The 16,084-nt window shown below is 59.4% G+C and carries 19 protein-coding genes; 2 read left to right on the top strand and 17 right to left on the bottom strand.

What is annotated here, in order from left to right; translation table 11 throughout:
- Positions 1 to 134: 134 nt before the first annotated feature.
- The 15 genes from ybgF to J3P92_RS19635 form a co-directional block, all read right to left on the bottom strand.
- Complete coding sequence (gene ybgF / locus J3P92_RS19565) at positions 135 to 968, bottom strand: tol-pal system protein YbgF (RefSeq protein WP_420765254.1); 834 nt, start codon at positions 966 to 968, stop codon at positions 135 to 137.
- 6 nt (positions 969 to 974) lie between these two features.
- Positions 975 to 1,472: a peptidoglycan-associated lipoprotein Pal gene (pal, locus tag J3P92_RS19570; RefSeq protein WP_042121796.1), complete on the bottom strand. Its 498-nt coding sequence runs from the start codon at positions 1,470 to 1,472 to the stop codon at positions 975 to 977.
- 52 nt (positions 1,473 to 1,524) lie between these two features.
- On the bottom strand, positions 1,525 to 2,826 hold the full coding sequence (gene tolB / locus J3P92_RS19575) for a Tol-Pal system beta propeller repeat protein TolB (RefSeq protein ID WP_039591701.1): 1,302 nt from the start codon (positions 2,824 to 2,826) through the stop codon (positions 1,525 to 1,527).
- Positions 2,823 to 3,902, bottom strand: a complete 1,080-nt coding sequence (tolA, locus tag J3P92_RS19580; protein ID WP_045156747.1) for a cell envelope integrity protein TolA — start codon at positions 3,900 to 3,902, stop codon at positions 2,823 to 2,825. The genes tolB and tolA overlap by 4 nt, the downstream gene beginning before the upstream one ends.
- A complete protein-coding gene (gene tolR, locus J3P92_RS19585) occupies positions 3,902 to 4,354 on the bottom strand; it encodes a protein TolR (protein ID WP_162254906.1) in 453 nt (150 codons plus the stop codon). Before tolR ends, tolA begins: the two co-directional genes overlap by 1 nt.
- Before the next feature lie 23 nt (positions 4,355 to 4,377).
- Positions 4,378 to 5,073, bottom strand: a complete 696-nt coding sequence (gene tolQ, locus J3P92_RS19590; RefSeq protein WP_030140798.1) for a protein TolQ — start codon at positions 5,071 to 5,073, stop codon at positions 4,378 to 4,380.
- The gene (ybgC, locus tag J3P92_RS19595; RefSeq protein ID WP_030140799.1) at positions 5,063 to 5,530 is read right to left on the bottom strand and encodes a tol-pal system-associated acyl-CoA thioesterase; all 468 of its coding nucleotides are present in this window, start codon (positions 5,528 to 5,530) and stop codon (positions 5,063 to 5,065) included. The genes tolQ and ybgC overlap by 11 nt, the downstream gene beginning before the upstream one ends.
- 128 nt (positions 5,531 to 5,658) lie before the next feature.
- A complete protein-coding gene (gene ruvB / locus J3P92_RS19600; protein ID WP_175363048.1) occupies positions 5,659 to 6,720 on the bottom strand; it encodes a Holliday junction branch migration DNA helicase RuvB in 1,062 nt (353 codons plus the stop codon).
- On the bottom strand, positions 6,721 to 7,329 hold the full coding sequence (gene ruvA, locus J3P92_RS19605; protein ID WP_039591695.1) for a Holliday junction branch migration protein RuvA: 609 nt from the start codon (positions 7,327 to 7,329) through the stop codon (positions 6,721 to 6,723).
- Between the two features lie 112 nt (positions 7,330 to 7,441).
- On the bottom strand, positions 7,442 to 7,966 hold the full coding sequence (gene ruvC, locus J3P92_RS19610) for a crossover junction endodeoxyribonuclease RuvC (RefSeq protein ID WP_434648728.1): 525 nt from the start codon (positions 7,964 to 7,966) through the stop codon (positions 7,442 to 7,444).
- A 151-nt stretch (positions 7,967 to 8,117) separates the two neighbouring features.
- Entirely contained in the window at positions 8,118 to 8,864 is a 747-nt protein-coding gene (locus J3P92_RS19615; protein WP_434560327.1) for a YebC/PmpR family DNA-binding transcriptional regulator, read from the bottom strand.
- A 122-nt stretch (positions 8,865 to 8,986) separates the two neighbouring features.
- Positions 8,987 to 10,762, bottom strand: a complete 1,776-nt coding sequence (gene aspS, locus J3P92_RS19620; protein ID WP_420765257.1) for an aspartate--tRNA ligase — start codon at positions 10,760 to 10,762, stop codon at positions 8,987 to 8,989.
- Positions 10,763 to 10,837: 75 nt separating this feature from the next.
- On the bottom strand, positions 10,838 to 11,059 hold the full coding sequence (locus J3P92_RS19625) for an FmdB family zinc ribbon protein (protein ID WP_003178589.1): 222 nt from the start codon (positions 11,057 to 11,059) through the stop codon (positions 10,838 to 10,840).
- A gap of 124 nt (positions 11,060 to 11,183) precedes the next feature.
- Positions 11,184 to 11,528: a ribbon-helix-helix domain-containing protein gene (locus tag J3P92_RS19630; RefSeq protein ID WP_434560329.1), complete on the bottom strand. Its 345-nt coding sequence runs from the start codon at positions 11,526 to 11,528 to the stop codon at positions 11,184 to 11,186.
- 204 nt (positions 11,529 to 11,732) lie between these two features.
- Complete coding sequence (locus tag J3P92_RS19635; RefSeq protein WP_039591690.1) at positions 11,733 to 12,206, bottom strand: Dps family protein; 474 nt, start codon at positions 12,204 to 12,206, stop codon at positions 11,733 to 11,735.
- A gap of 378 nt (positions 12,207 to 12,584) precedes the next feature.
- Here J3P92_RS19635 and J3P92_RS19640 point away from each other — a divergent pair, with 378 nt between their 5' ends.
- The gene (locus tag J3P92_RS19640; RefSeq protein ID WP_420765259.1) at positions 12,585 to 13,190 is read left to right on the top strand and encodes a cold shock domain-containing protein membrane protein; all 606 of its coding nucleotides are present in this window, start codon (positions 12,585 to 12,587) and stop codon (positions 13,188 to 13,190) included.
- A 69-nt stretch (positions 13,191 to 13,259) separates the two neighbouring features.
- Here J3P92_RS19640 and J3P92_RS19645 read toward each other — a convergent pair whose 3' ends face one another.
- Both J3P92_RS19645 and J3P92_RS19650 read right to left on the bottom strand, forming a co-directional pair.
- Positions 13,260 to 13,466 carry a SlyX family protein gene (locus J3P92_RS19645; protein ID WP_420765260.1) on the bottom strand — a complete coding sequence of 69 codons (207 nt, stop codon included), beginning with the start codon at positions 13,464 to 13,466 and terminating at the stop codon, positions 13,260 to 13,262.
- A 4-nt stretch (positions 13,467 to 13,470) separates the two neighbouring features.
- The gene (locus tag J3P92_RS19650; protein WP_434648730.1) at positions 13,471 to 13,896 is read right to left on the bottom strand and encodes an HIT domain-containing protein; all 426 of its coding nucleotides are present in this window, start codon (positions 13,894 to 13,896) and stop codon (positions 13,471 to 13,473) included.
- Between the two features lie 800 nt (positions 13,897 to 14,696).
- Here J3P92_RS19650 and J3P92_RS19655 point away from each other — a divergent pair.
- On the top strand, positions 14,697 to 16,040 hold the full coding sequence (locus J3P92_RS19655; RefSeq protein ID WP_434648732.1) for an OprD family porin: 1,344 nt from the start codon (positions 14,697 to 14,699) through the stop codon (positions 16,038 to 16,040).
- Positions 16,041 to 16,084: the final 44 nt, after the last annotated feature.

The following is a 16,084-nucleotide window of genomic DNA, read 5'->3' on the forward strand; positions in this document are numbered from 1 at the left end:
TCCGCCTCCGTCAGGCACTTCGAGGAACCCCGCCAACGCGTAGATCCCAGGAAGCGTGTTTCATAAAAAGGGCGTGAATTCTAACGAAAAAACCCGCGACAGGCGCGGGTTTCTTCAAAGCAGGTCAAACAGCCTTACATGCGTTGCAGATCACGCTGGGCCAACTGGGCGGCGGAAGTCCCCGGATACTGGGCCACCACCTGCTGCAGAATGCCCTTGACCTTGTCGGTGTGACCGAGGCGGCGTTCTACGTCAGCGAGCTTGTACAGCGAATCCGGCACCTTGGCGTGCTTGGGATACAGCTGCGAAACCTTGGCGAACGCCTGGCCGGCGCCTTGCAGGTCGCCCTTGGCGAGGTTCACTTCGCCCAGCCAGTATTGGGCGTTACCCGAATATTGACTGTTGGGGTATTTGCGCAAGAAAGCGGTAAAGGCCTGGCTGGCCTTGTCGAAATCCTTGGCCTTGATCAGGTCGAAGGCAGCATCGTAATAGAGCTTTTCCTTCGCCGGATCCGCCGGTTCGCCACCGGCTGCAGGTGCTGCTGGAGCGCTAGCCCCAGCGCCTGCGGCTGCACCGGGGGCGTTCAAGTCGCCACCGGCTGGAGAATTCTCAGGAGTCGCGGCAGGTGCAACGCCGGTTCCTATGCGCCGATCAAGATCCTGGTATCGCTCCAGGCTTTCCTGCTTCATGCGCGACACTTCATTTTGCAGAACTTCAATCGCGCCTTGTTGGCGTGACAGTTGATCCTGCATTTGCTGCAGTTGGTTGAACAGCTCGCCCTGTGCCGAGACAGGGGCCGAAACCCCTCCCCCGGCATAGGCGCCGTTCGTACCGTAACCCGCAGGCGGATAGCTGCTCCCGCTATTGTTATAGCCGGAGTCGTTATCGACCACAGGAACCGCAGCCCACGCCGCAAGCGGCGCGAGGCTGAGAGCCAGGACAGTTACAGCACGACGGCACGTTCGCATGACGAATTACTTACGCAGTTCGACGCGACGGTTTTGAGCCCAGGACTGCTCGTCGTTGCCGGTAGCAACTGGACGCTCTTCGCCGTAGGAAACCAGTTCCAGCTGAGCTGGGGAAACACCTTGCAGAACCAGGTAGCGTTGAACGGCTTTCGCACGACGCTCGCCCAGTGCCATGTTGTACTCACGAGTACCACGTTCGTCGGTGTTGCCTTCCAGAACAACGCGAGCGCCGTTACCTTTCAGGTCTTTGGCGTGAACATCCAGAGCGCGCATGGCTTCTGGCTTCAGGTCCGAGCTGTCGTATTCGAAGTAGAAGGTGGTGATTGCGCGCAGAGCAGCTTCTTCGCTCAGGGAGCCGTCAACTGCACCAGTGTTAGCGCCGTAACCAGCGTTTGGATCAACAGCGCCTTCACCGGCGTTGTCGCCGCCTTTGGACGAGCAACCTACAGCTACAGCCATGGCCAGAGCCAGCGCAGCAAATTTACCAAACTTCAGCATTTCCATCGTGAAACTCCTAATGAACCCCAGTGTGTTAAGTAAAACGTATTGCGCCGCGTCAGTTCAGGTAAGGGGACCAGGACGGTTCTCTGACTTCGCCTTGAGCGGTAGGAAGCGGGAGCCTCACGCGTCCATTAATGGACACGAGCATCAAGACTCCCCGGCCCTGCTGGCGGGTGGCGTAGATTACCATGGTGCCGTTGGGCGCAACAGTAGGTGACTCGTCCAGAGTGCTATCAGTTAGGATTTTTACGCTACCGCGCTGCAAATCCTGGGCCGCCACCTTGAAATTGGTGAAACCGTCCTGGCGATGGATCATCACCAGGGTCTTTTCGTCCGCCGACAATTTAGGGTTGGCGTTGTAGTTGCCGACGAAAGTCACGCGCTCGGCACCACCGCCACCGGCGCTGGTCTTGTAGATCTGTGGCTTGCCACCGCGGTCGGAGGTGAAGTAGATGGTCGAACCATCCTTGCCCCAGAACGGTTCGGTGTTGATGCCAGGGCCATTGGTCACGCGCGAGATCGAGCGCGAAGCCAGGTTCATCACGTAGACGTCCGGGTTGCCGTCCTTGGACAGTACGAACGCCAGGCGCGAACCGTCCGGCGACCAGGCTGGCGCGCCGTTCAGGCCTTCGAAGTTGGTGATCTGCTCACGGCGACCGGTGTCGATGTGTTGCACGAAGATACGCGGACGCTTCTGCTCGAACGATACGTAGGCGATGCGCTTGCCATCGGGGGCAAAACGCGGCGACAGGATCGGCTCGCGCGATTGCAGCAAGGTCACCGCGCGCGCGCCGTCATAGTCGGAGCGTTGCAGGGTGTAGCGGGTGTTGTTCTCGGAGAAGCGCTCGGCCGTCACGTAAAGCATGCGGGTAGAGAACGCGCCCTTGATGCCGGTGAGTTTTTCGAACGACTGGTCGGAGATGTAGTGGGCCATGTCGCGCAGTTGGTCGACACTGCCCGATACGCTGCCGGTCAGCACTTGCTGCTCGGTGGCGACGTTGAACAAGGCGTACTGCACCTGCAGGCGACCGCCCGCCGGAACGATGCTGCCGACCATGATGTACTGGGCGCCCAGCGCCTTCCAGTCACGGTAGATGACTTCGCTGGCCTGGGTCGGCAGGCTGATCATGTTCTGCTTCGGAATCGGCGCGTAGTAACCGGAGTTACGCAGGTCGTTGCCGATGATCTCAGCCATGTCATCCGGCAAGACACTGCCGCCCTGCCAACCGAACGGAACGACGGCGATCGGCGTCGCCCGGTCGCTGCCGCTGGTGACCAGGATGTTCTTTTCCTCTGCTACCGCTATCCCTGCCAAGCAGCAGATAACGACGAGCATTGATCGAAGAAGGTTTCTCACAAGGCTAGATCCTCAGGTGTGAATGTCATCTTGAACGAACGATACGGAGCAAAATCGCTCGGCTTCATCCCTTGCATTTCCGTCAATCGCCCAATGTTCTTGACCGCCGCGACCGCCGAAGCGTCGAACGGACCATCGCCACTGGACTTGGCTACGCTGACCGAGGTAACCGTACCGTCGGGCAACATGCCAATTTGCAATACAACTGTCATGCCTTTGCGCGCCGAAGGTGGACGAGCCCAGCCTTCCGCCGCCCGGGCGCGAATCAGATCGTCGAAGCTACCGGCGACTTCATCGCCCTGCTCGTCGGCCAATGCCTGCTCGCGTTCCGGCGTGTCGGAAAGCAAATCTGCCAGGGCCTGGGCCTTTTTCTCTTCGGCGGATTTACGCGCTGCGTCCTGGGCCTTTTTCTTGGCGGCGTCGGCGGCGGCTTTCTTCTTCGCGTCTTCGGCGACTTTCTTCTTCGCCTCTTCAGCTTCAGCTTTCTTCTTGGCGTCCTCGGCCGCTTTTTTCTTCGCGTCCTCGACAATCTTTTTCTTCGCTTCTTCAGCGGCCGCTTTCTTGGCCTCTTCTTCAGCGGCTTTCTTGGCTTCTTCTTCGGCTTTCTTCTTGGCTATATCAGCCAATTGTTTCTCTTCTGCCTTCTTGGCCTCGGCGGCTTTCTTCGCGTCATCGGCTTTCTTGGCTTCGTCTGCCTTTTTAGCCTCGTCCGCTTTTTTTGCCTCATCGGCCTTTTTCGCTTCTTCGGCCTTTTGAGCAGCTTCCTCTTTCTTTTGTTCCGCTGCCCTTACGGCTTCCTGCTCGACCTTTTTCTGCTCCATCTGCTCGACTTCGGTCTGGCGCGCAGCGGATTTCTTCGCCTCGCCGGCAAGCTTCTGGTTGGTCTGCGTGGTGGCCTGGCTTTTTGACTTGAGCTGGTACAGGGTCGCCTGCACGATCGGCTTGGCCGGCGGCAGCTCCGGGGTCATGGCAAAGCTGACAAACAGCATGCCGAACACCAGCACATGCAGGCCGATTGCCAGAACACTGGGCCAGAAGTAGCTTTCCGAGGCGGACGGCTCTCGCTGTTGCTGCATCAGGGGGCCTCGGTGATCAAGCCAACATTACCGACTCCGGCTTTCTGCAGGCCGCCCATGGCGCCCATCACGGCGCCGTAGTCGACAGTCTTGTCGCCGCGAATGAAGACCTGGGTACGCTTGCCATTGCTGTTGCCGGCATTGATGATCTTGGTCACCGCGTCGGTCATCTGCGGCAAGGTCATGGCCCGGTCCTGCTGCTTCTCGGTGTCCACTTCGCTGCCAAGATTCCAGTAGTAGGTCTTGTCAGCCTTGATCGAAATGGTCAGTACCTGGGTGTTGTTGTCCTGCGGCAAGGCTTCGCTGGAAACCTTGGGCAGATCGACCTTCACGCCCTGATTGAGCATGGGCGCGGTCACCATGAAGATGACCAGCAGCACCAGCATCACGTCGATGTAGGGCACTACGTTCATCTCGGCAACCGGCTTGCGCTTGTTTCGGGCTCGAGCGATTAAAGCCATCGGGAAATACCTGCTTATTCTTCGCTGGTGTGCACTTTGCGGTGCAGGATCGCCTGGAATTCATCGGCGAAGGTGTAGTAGCGGCTGGTCAGCGTTTCGCTGCGGGCAGCGAAACGGTTGTAGGCGATAACGGCCGGGATCGCCGCGAACAGGCCGATGGCGGTGGCGATCAGTGCCTCGGCGATGCCCGGGGCCACGGTGGCCAGGGTCGCTTGCTGGGCGGATGCCAGGCCACGGAAGGAGTTCATGATCCCCCAGACGGTACCGAACAGGCCGATGTACGGGCTGACCGAACCGACGGTCGCCAGGAACGGCAAACCTTGTTCGAGCTTTTCTTCTTCGCGGGAGATGGCCACGCGCATCGCACGGGCCACGCCTTCCATCACCGCTTCAGGGTCGACGCCCGGTTGCTGGCGCAGACGGGAGAACTCCTTGAAGCCGGCGCGGAAGATCTGCTCGACGCCCGAATCCGGGTCCGGGTTGCTGCCGGCCTGGCGGTACAGCTTGGACAGGTCGATACCGGACCAGAAGCGCTCTTCGAAGCTCTCCAAGGCACGGCGACCGGCGCGCAGCATGTTGCTGCGCTGAAAAATCATGATCCATGAGGTCACCGATGCGGCTACCAGGGTCAGCATTACCAGTTGCACCACGACGCTGGCATTGCTGACCAGGCTCCACATGGAGGAATGGTCGACGACGTTAGCTTCCACGCTTTATCTCCTGCTCTGAGTGTGTACCCGCGCCGCTCACGCCGGCAAAGGCCGCGCGTAGAGCTTCGGGAATGGCCCGGGGTTTCAAACTATGGGTGCGCACACAGGCCACCAAAAACTGCCCTTCGCAGAGCAGCACATTATCCGCAGCGCGCCTGACCTGCTGCTTGAAGCGCAGGCTGACGCGGTTCAATTCGATGACATCGGCAGTCACCACAAGCTCGTCGTCCAGTCGCGCCGGCGCGTGGTAGCGCGCTTCGCTGGAATGCACGACGAATAACAGGTCCTCCCCTGCCAGCGCGGATTGGGCGAAACCCAGTTCCCGCAGCCGTTCGGTTCGAGCCCGTTCCATAAACTTGAGGTAATTGACGTAGTAAACGATGCCGCCGGCATCGGTGTCCTCGTAATAAACGCGACAGCGATGTGCGAACGACTCCAGCCCGTTTTGCGCGCGCATACTCTAGTGCTTACTCCTCAGGTTGCCAATCCGGCCAGGCAACTGTTTTTTCATTCTCGAACGCATTGACGCTCCAGGCGTGGTCTGGGACAGCACGAACTGAAAAAAAGTCGTCGTACAGCGCGCGCTCAATCGTCTACCGCATCGAGGAACTCGTCTACCACCGGCATCTCCCCCATTCGTGTCGGGATGTTTAAGCCGAAGTGCAGATAAGCATGACGCGTCACCACGCGCCCGCGTGGGGTGCGCATGATATAGCCCTGTTGGATCAGGTAGGGTTCCAGCACGTCTTCAATGGTGTGACGCTCTTCGCTGATGGCGGCCGCCAGGCTGTCCACGCCCACCGGGCCACCGTCGAATTTCTCGATCATGGTCAACAGCAGGCGCCGGTCCTGATGATCGAAACCGCGCTCGTCGATGTCCAGCAGGTTCAAGGCCAGGTCCGCGATCGGCTTGGTGATGTGGCCCTTGGCCCGGACTTCGGCAAAGTCCCGGACCCGACGCAGCAGGCGGTTGGCGATACGCGGTGTACCCCGGGCGCGCCGGGCGACTTCGTACGCACCGTCCGGGTCCAGCGGTAACCCGAGGATGCCGGCCGAGCGGCTGACAATCGTTGCCAGGTCGGCGTTGCTGTAGAACTCCAGGCGCTGGACGATGCCGAAACGGTCCCGCAACGGATTGGTCAGCATGCCGGCGCGGGTGGTGGCGCCCACCAGGGTAAAAGGTGGCAAGTCGAGCTTGATGGAGCGCGCCGCAGGCCCCTCGCCGATCATGATGTCGAGCTGAAAATCTTCCATGGCCGGGTACAGCACTTCCTCGACGATCGGCGACAGCCGGTGGATTTCGTCGATGAACAGCACGTCATGGGGCTCCAGATTGGTCAGCAGCGCCGCAAGGTCGCCTGGCCGCTCGAGCACCGGCCCGGACGTGCTCTTGATCGACACACCCATCTCCTGGGCAATGATATTGGCCAGGGTGGTCTTGCCCAAGCCCGGCGGGCCGAAGATCAGGGTGTGGTCCAGCGATTCGCTGCGCCCACGGGCTGCCTGGATGAACAGCTCCATCTGCTCGCGCACGGTCGGCTGGCCGATATAGTCGGCCAGGCTGACGGGGCGAATCGCGCGGTCCTGGACTTCCTCGCGGTCTCGGGGCGCGCCCGTGGCGGCAATCAGACGATCGGCTTCAATCACTTAAATCATTCCCTTCAGGGCGCGGCGAATCATGTCTTCGGTACTCAAGCCTTTTTCCTTGATCGCGGAAATCGCCTTGCTGGCTTCTTGAGGCTTGTAGCCCAGGGATATCAGCGCGGTGACCGCATCGTTTTCAGCACTGGCTGCCGGTGCGGGCGCATCCGGCTGGTTCGGAACGAGCGCGAACATTGCCGGCACGGCTTCCCAGGCCTTGAAGCGGTCCTTGAGCTCCACCAATAAACGCTCGGCGGTTTTCTTGCCGACCCCTGGCACCTTGGTCAAGGCCGAGGTGTCCTGGGACTGCACGCAACGAATCAGCTCGTCGACTTCCAGGCTCGACATCAAGGCCAGGGCCAGTTTCGGGCCAACACCGTTGAGACGGATCAACTCGCGGAAGAAATCGCGCTCGCGTTTGCCGACGAAGCCATAGAGTAACTGCGCATCCTCGCGCACGACCAGATGAGTGTGCAGCGTCAGCGGCTCACCGACCGACGGCAAGCGATACAGCGTGGTCATCGGCACCTCGAGCTCATAGCCCAGGCCGTTTACATCCAGAATCAGGTGCGGCGGCTGTTTTTCAGCCAGGGTGCCGCGCAAGCGTCCAATCACGTTTCAGATCCTTGGGCGTTGGCCAGCCACTGGCTGGCGAATAACAACACGAGCAGAAGGCCGACGACACAGGCGCAATTCGCTCGGGCTCATGAATGAAGCGCTGATGCTATCAGAGACGCAGGCGCCCGCCACGACTGCGTGCGGTTCCCAGGCCATGGGGCACCAGGCTGGAACGGGTGTGGGCATGGCAAATGGCGATGGCCAGGGCGTCAGAGGCGTCTATCTGCGGCTTGCTGACCAGTTTCAACAAGTGCATCACCATCATCTGCACCTGCTCCTTGTTCGCCGCGCCAGTGCCGACGACCGCCTGCTTGACCTGGGTCGCCGTGTATTCGGCAATCTCCAGGCTTTCCTCGGCGCCCGCCACAATGGCCGCCCCCCGGGCCTGCCCCAACTTCAGGGCGGAGTCGGCATTGCGGGCCATGAAAACCTTTTCGATGCCCATCGTCACCGGACCGTAGGTCTGGATGACTTCGCGCACGCCGCGATAAACAATCTGCAAGCGCTCGTGCAGCTCGCCCGCGCCGGTGCGGATGCAACCAGAGGCGACGTACACGCAGCCGCGACCGGTGTCGCGAACCACGCCATAGCCGGTGATGCGCGAACCAGGGTCGATACCAAGGATTAAAGTCATAACGCCTGCGGTTTGAAGGGGGTTACCTGGGCCTGTGGGAGCGAGCTTGCTCGCGATGGCGTCGGGTCAGCAAACATAGCGTTGGGTGATCTACCGCTATCGCGAGCAAGCTCGCTCCCACATTGATGATCGTGCAGTTACAACGAACCTATCAGCCTAGTTGTTCAGCCACCGACTCAGGAATATCAGCGTTGGAATAAACGTTCTGCACGTCATCCAGGTCTTCCAGCATGTCGATCAGCTTGAGCACTTTCTCGGCGCCTTCCAGGTCGAGTTCGGCGCTGGTGGTCGGTTGCATCACGATTTCCGCGTCGGCAGGCTTGAAACCGGCCGCCTCAAGGGCGTTGCGCACGGCATAGAAGCTGGCGAACGACGTGAACACGTCGAACGAACCGTCCTCGTGACCGACCACATCATCGGCATCGGCCTCCAGGGCCGCTTCGGTCAGGGCATCCTCATCAATACCCGGCGCGAAGCTGATCTGCCCCTTGCGCTCGAACAGATAAGCCACCGAACCGTCAGTGCCCAGGTTGCCGCCGCATTTGCTGAATGCGTGGCGCACGGCCGCGGCGGTGCGGTTGCGGTTGTCGGTCATGCATTCGACCATCACCGCCACGCCGCCCGGGCCGTAGCCTTCATAAGTCAGCTCCTCGACATTGTCGGCCTCGGTCGCACCGGCGCCACGGGCGATCGCTCGGTCGATGATGTCGCGACTCATGTTCGCGCCCAAGGCCTTGTCCAATGCCAGGCGCAAGCGCGGGTTGGAGCCCGGATCGCCGCCACCCTGGCGGGCCGCGACTGTCAATTCACGGATCCACTTGGTGAAGATCTTGCCTCTCTTGGCATCCTGACGTTCTTTGCGGTGCTTGATGTTCGCCCACTTGGAATGACCTGCCATAACTCGCTCCGGTTTTTCTCTGGAACATTGCCCGCCCCCGCGCATGCGCGGTAGCCGACAAGCAAAAATATCGACCCCAATGAAAAGGCGCATCCGAAGATGCGCCCTCTCAAGAGCCAGCCTTACTCAGCCTTTGGCTGTTCACGCAGACGAATGTGCAACTCGCGCAATGCCTTGGCATCCACGACGCCAGGCGCCTGGGTCATGACATCCGCCGCGCTCTGGGTTTTCGGGAACGCGATGACTTCGCGGATCGACTGGGCGCCGGTCATCAGCATCACCAGGCGATCCAGGCCGAAGGCCAGGCCACCATGGGGCGGCGCGCCGTACTTCAAGGCGTCCAGCAGGAAGCCGAACTTCTCTTCCTGTTCCGCTTCATCGATACCCAACAGGCGGAACACGGCCTGCTGCATTTCCTTGCGGTGGATACGGATCGAACCGCCACCCAGCTCGGTGCCGTTAAGGACCATGTCGTAGGCACGCGACAGGGCGGTGGCCGGGTTGGCCTCCAGCTCTTGTGGCGAGCACTTCGGCGCGGTGAACGGGTGGTGCAGCGCGGAGAAGCTGCCGTCGTCGTTTTCTTCGAACATCGGGAAATCAACGACCCACAGCGGAGCCCACTCGCAGGTCAGCAGCTTCAGGTCGTGACCCAGCTTGATGCGCAATGCGCCCAAGGCTTCGCTGACGATCTTGGCTTTGTCGGCGCCGAAGAACACGATGTCGCCATCGACCGCGCCCACGCGATCGAGGATCACGTTGAGGTTGTCCTGCGGGATGTTTTTCACGATCGGCGATTGCAGGCCATCGACACCCGCCGCGCGCTCGTTGACCTTGATGTAGGCCAGGCCCTTGGCACCGTAGATGCCGACGAACTTGGTGTAGTCGTCGATCTGCTTGCGCGGCATGCTCGCGCCACCGGGAACGCGCAGGGCAGCGATACGGCATTTCGGATCGTTGGCCGGGCCGCTGAATACCTTGAACTCCACTTCCTTGAGCTGATCGGCCACGTCCACCAGCTCCAGCGGAATACGCAGGTCTGGCTTGTCGGAACCGTAGCGGCGCATGGCTTCTTCGAAGGTCATGTGCGGGAAATCGCCGAATTCCAGGTCCAGCACTTCCTTGAACAGGTTGCGGATCATGCCTTCGGTCAGGCCCATGATGTCTTTTTCATCGAGGAAGCTGGTCTCGATGTCGATCTGGGTGAACTCAGGCTGACGGTCGGCACGCAGGTCTTCGTCGCGGAAGCATTTGGCGATCTGGTAGTAGCGATCGAACCCGGCCACCATCAGCAGTTGCTTGAACAGCTGTGGCGATTGCGGCAAGGCGAAGAAGCTGCCGGGGTGGGTACGGCTCGGCACCAGGTAATCGCGGGCGCCTTCCGGCGTGGCGCGGGTCAGGATCGGCGTCTCGACGTCGAGGAAGCCGTTCTCGTCCAGGTAACGACGGATGCTGGTGGTCATGCGCGAACGCAGGCGCAGCTTCTCGGCCATTTCCGGACGACGCAGGTCGATGAAACGATAGCGCAGGCGGGTTTCCTCGCCTACGTCGGAATATTCGTTGAGCGGGAACGGCGGGGTTTCCGCCTCGTTGAGCACTTCCAGCTCGTAGCCCAGCACTTCGATCATGCCGGACGCCATATTGGCGTTGCCAGCGCCAGCCGGGCGCAGGCGCACCTTGCCGGTGATCTTGACGACGTATTCGCTGCGCACGCGGTCGGCGGTGGCGAAGGTTTCGGCGCGGTCAGGATCGAACACTACCTGGGCCAGGCCTTCACGATCACGGATATCGAGGAAAATCACCCCGCCATGGTCACGGCGACGATGGACCCATCCGCAAAGAGTAACTTCCTGACCTTCCAGGCTTTCGTTCAGTTGGCCGCAATAATGGCTGCGCATCATGGTAGTGGTTTCACTTCTCGTAATTCGAAATTCGGTTGGAGGCCCTGCCCGTGCAAGAACCCGCGCGTGTTCAACTCAGTCAGCCTTGTCGCCACCGGCCAGGTTCTTCTTGGCGCCGGTCTTGAAGTCGGTTTCATACCAGCCCGTGCCGCCGAGGCGGAAACCAGGCATGGACAGCATCTTTTTCAGCTCCGGCGCTTGGCAGGCGGGGCAATCGACCAGCGGTGCCGCGCTGATTTTTTGAATGGCTTCCATCTGATGACCACAGGAAGCACATTGATAGTCGTACATCGGCATGGGGGTTGTCTCGGCGATCAGGTTATTCACGCAAAGCCCGGCTTTGCGGCAAAGAGCGGGATTATATCCATTAAATGCGGCCTGTGCAGCCGTAAGACCGCACAGTCATTGCCGATAATATCGTTCAGCCAAGACCTGGATCACTCCCGTGCATTTCCTTCAGGCTGTGAACCACGCAGACAACGCGCACCAGCCCACTGAAATTACGCACGCCGCCATGACGCAGGTGGACCTCCCTGTCCACATGGGACAGCAAGGTGCTGACGGAGCAGCTGTTGAGCTGCGCCAGGTCACCGAGAATATCCCAATAGACCTGCTCCAGCCGCAGGCAGGTGGCGAATCCGTTGAGTCGGATGGAGCGGGCCAGCGGCCGCGCCAGTTGCATGTCAAAACCACTGACGAACGGGTCGATCTTCACGGACTGCGGTCGTCCGCGCACACTTTCCCTGGGGTCTTTTCCTTGGATCATACCGTTGACACTCCTTTGCCATACGAACCTCAGTCGGAACAACCGATCTGTGGTGCTATGGAAGCTCAACTGGATCGCCAGTTCCAGATGACTTTTTGACCATCAACGTAGGACAAGCCAACAGGGCGCTGGCGATGAATCATGCGTTCCTACACGCAGTGGCGGGCGATGACGCCAACGGCAGCACCATCGCCGGCCCGGGGCTTAGCGATCTTCCAGCAACGAACGCAACATCCACGCGGTTTTTTCGTGAACCTGCATACGCTGCGTCAACAGGTCGGCGGTGGGCTCGTCGCTGACCTTGTCCAATAAAGGAAAGATACCGCGAGCGGTGCGCGTCACCGCTTCCTGCCCCTCGACCAATTGCCGGATCATATCCTCTGCCGCCGGTACGCCCTCTTCCTCCTTGATGGAAGACAAACGCGCATACACCGAATAAGCGCCAGGCGCCGGGAAGCCGAGCGCACGGATTCGCTCGGCGATCGAATCCACCGCCAGCGCCAGCTCGTTGTATTGTTCTTCGAACATCAGGTGCAAGGTGCGGAACATCGGCCCGGTAACGTTCCAGTGGAAGTTGTGGGTCTTGAGGTACAGCACATAGGTGTCCGACAGCAGCCGCGAAAGTCCGTCGACGATGGACTTGCGATCTTCTTCGCTGATACCGATATCAATTGCCATGGTTGATCTCCTGACGATGGTGAATTCACTCTAGCGGGTGTCGCGGTCGATATCCTGCGACAAATCGCCAGCCATCCTGAACCGACAAGCTGGGACGTCGGACGGTTCCGGCAAGACGGTGAGAATTCAACATCCATTGCCCGTCGCCGGCAAGCGTCCCTCCCATGCCCCTGGCCGACGAACAGCGTGCCGCGCCTCTGTAACACGTTTGAGAAGGCCCCGGCTTTGCTGTTAAATAGGCAGTGTGTCGCTACGCCTATTTTTCAGGGCGTCGCGCATAGGCTGATCCGGGTGCGTGTTCCTACGCCTCTCATTTCTGGAGCGAACCGCCCCCGACCAGCTCTTCCTTGTGATCTGTCTTAACCGTGAGCCATCAAAATGTTGAAAATCGTCCACTTGCTAATGGGCGCAGCTGCCCTGCTGCTGTCCTTCATCCCTAGCCTGGGTTCCGAAGCCACACCTTACCTGCAACATCCCGACGCGCTGTACCTGGCCTTTTTCGGCCTGCTCAACCTGACCCTGGCACCCGTCATCCCTTACTGGAACAAAGGTCCACGTCATCAACTGCAAAACCTTGTCAGCGGCTTGCTGGTACTGGCTGTTGCCTTGCAAACCCTGTCCCTGCTGGCGCCCATGCCGGAAATCGGCGGCCAACCCGCCATCCTGTCCAGCCTGGCCGCGGCATTGCTCGCTGTCTTGCTGCACCTGGCCGTCAGCTTCTACAAGAAGTCGTCGCCAGCGGCCGCATCACAGAACTACGACATGTCCAACCGCGATACCGGCACCGTGAAGTGGTTCAACACCTCCAAGGGGTTCGGCTTCATTTCCCGCGACTCCGGCGATGACATTTTTGTGCATTTCCGGGCCATTCGTGGCGAAGGCCACCGCGTTCTGGTCGAAGGCCAGCGCGTGGAGTTCTCGGTGATGCATCGCGACAAGGGCCTACAGGCCGAAGACGTGATCGCCGCGCTGCCGCGCCGCTGATCCGGGCGTAAAAAAACCGCGACGCAGCCTGGCTGCTCGCGGTTTTTTATCGACTGCCGTTCGGACCGATCAGTAATGCGGCGGTGGCGCGTCTTCCTCGAAGGATTCGAACTGCCCGGCCATTTCCTCCTGGCGCTTGAGTAGCGCCGCCATCTGCAGCTGCAAACGCTCAACGACTCGTTGCTGCTCCACCAGCACGTCATTCAATGCCTGGATAGTGTCATCCTGAAACGCCAGGCGGCTTTCCAGGTCTGTTACGCGCTCTTCAAGATTCATGGTCTCAGCCCTCCAGAAACTTGAAATCATCGGTCAACACCGCTCGCAACCGTTCGCGGATGGCCGCTACCTGCCCGGCATCATAAGGCTGGGCCGGGTGCTTGCCCCAGACCGGCGCCGGCCAGGCGGCATCCTCTCGCTTGCGTACGATCACATGCATGTGCAATTGACTGACGACGTTACCCAAGGTTGCAACATTCAGCTTGTCGGCATCGAACGAGTCCTTGAGCGTTTCAGCCAGTGCCGTGGTTTCTTTCCACAACTGCGACTTATCAGCGTCATCCAATTGAAACAATTCACTGATATTTTCCCGTCGCGGCACGAGGATGAACCACGGGTAGTTCGAGTCATTTGACAGGAGCAAGCGGCACAGCGGGAAATCGCCGATGGGCAATGTGTCTTGTTGCAATCGTGGATCTAAGGCAAACACCGGCGTACTCCTCGCTCGTTGATCGATGGCCCGATGCGACGCCCTTCGGGCTGCCACCGGACGCAGGCCGCCAGCATACCTGTGAACGGCGCAACGTTCACTGCGCACCAATACCGGGCGCCCGGAATCGTAAAAGCGCATTTTGCAGCTAGCTGGCACAAGCGCTGTTCTCTTTTCGTCCAGCGTTGAGAATTTTTGCACCAAAACAGCACAATGCGTCTACGCTTTGTGATCGTGGCATCCGTGTTTTACCCACTGACGGGGTGAACCGGTAACGTTTTTGGTTGTCCCGCGAGGTTTATCGGCTTCAAACATGTCAGCTGCCCAGCAGTCAACCCCATTTAAAACAAGGCCTTTGGAGCCCGGTTTCATGAGGTTTCGCCGCAACCGCAGCTAAAATGTGAAAAAAATGTGAACGAAAACCGGGTTTGTGCATGCTTGTTGCATTCATGCCCATATCGCCTACAGGGCATCGCCGGACGCGAAACCTGCAGGCATGAGAATTAAAGTGGCAAGGCTGCCCTCAGGAGCTTCAAGCGTTGTACTTATGGACTCTTTACGCCGATGGTGGAAAAAAGAGCAACTTGAAGTTGTCTTCCACCTACCTCGGAGCAGCTGAATTACGACATGGATCGAGCCATTGGCGACATGGTCGTAAAGAAGCTGAAAGGTTGAATGGGCAAGTATCGCCAAAGAATGTCGGCGTGATATAAGTTTGCGCCGACACAAAAAGAAAGAGCCGCCCAGATAATAAAACAGGTGGGACGGCAGTACTCTTAAAACCAAAGGAGCAAATCACGATGCGCGTGATGAAGTGGAGCATGATCGCACTGGCCGTTGCTGCAGCAGCCAGTACTCAAATGGCTACGGCCGCACCTTTCGTAAGTGACCAGTCTGAAGCCAAAGGCTTTGTCGAAGACGCAAAGTTCGACTTGCTGCTGCGCAACTATTACTTCAACCGTGATAACAAAAACGGTGGCGACGACCAGAAAGACTGGACCCAGGGTATCTGGGGCAACTTCAGCTCCGGCTACACCCAAGGTACTGTTGGCGTCGGCGTCGATGCATTCGGTTACCTGGCATTGAAACTGGACGGTGGCGACGGCACCGGCGGCACCGGCAACATGAGCCGCGACGCCGATGGCGATGTAAACGACAGCCAGGGCAAGGCCGGCGCAGCGATCAAATTCCGCGTCTCCAAGACCGAGCTGAAAGTCGGTGACATGCAGCCAAGCACTGCTCCAGTGTTTGCCGTTGGCGGTTCCCGTATCCTTCCTCAAACTGCCAGCGGTTTCCAACTGCAGAGCAGCGAAGTCAAAGACCTTGACCTCGAAGCCGGTCACTTCTACTCGGGTACCAGCCAGGATCGTAACTCCCGCAACGGCGGCCTGTACGCAACCTACGCTGGCGTCGAAGCCAACACCATCGACTACCTGGGCGGCAAATACGCGATCAGCGACAACCTGAGCGCATCGCTGTACGGCGCCAAGCTGGAAGACATCTGGAACCAGTACTACGCCAACCTGAACTACACCATCCCAATGGGTGGCGATCAGTCGTTGAACCTGGACGGTAACATCTACCGCACCACCGATGCCGGCAGCGCCGAAGCCGGTGACATCAGCAACACGACGTTCTCCCTGGCAGCTGCTTTCTCGTTCCTGAAAGCACACACCATCACCGTGGCCTTCCAGAAGGTCAACGGCGACACGCCGTTCGACTACATCGGCGTGGGCAAGAACAACCGCGGCGGCGACTCGATCTTCCTCGCCAACTCCATCCAGTACTCCGACTTCAACGCGCCTAACGAGAAATCTGCCCAGATCCGTTATGACCTGAAAATGGCTGAGTACGGCGTTCCTGGTCTGAGCTTCATGACCCGCTACGTTAAGGGTTGGGACATTGATGGTACCGATCTGCCTGCTAACAGCGTATACCGCGACGAGGACGGCAACCCTCTGTACGGCAATAACGGCAAGCACAACGAAACCAACTTCGAAGCCAAGTACGTTGTCCAGTCTGGCCCAGCGAAAGACCTCTCCTTCCGCATTCGTCAAGCTTGGCACTACGCTAACGAAGACGAAGGCGAAGGCGACGTGAAAGAGTTCCGCCTGATCGTTGACTACCCGATTTCGGTTCTGTAATTGCCGAAAGTCAGTTTGCGGTAATCAAAAAAAGGCCCATCTTC

Origin of the sequence: Pseudomonas sp. D3-27, from assembly GCF_051132165.1 — a bacterium.
In the GTDB taxonomy this organism is placed as follows: Bacteria; Pseudomonadota; Gammaproteobacteria; order Pseudomonadales; family Pseudomonadaceae; genus Aquipseudomonas.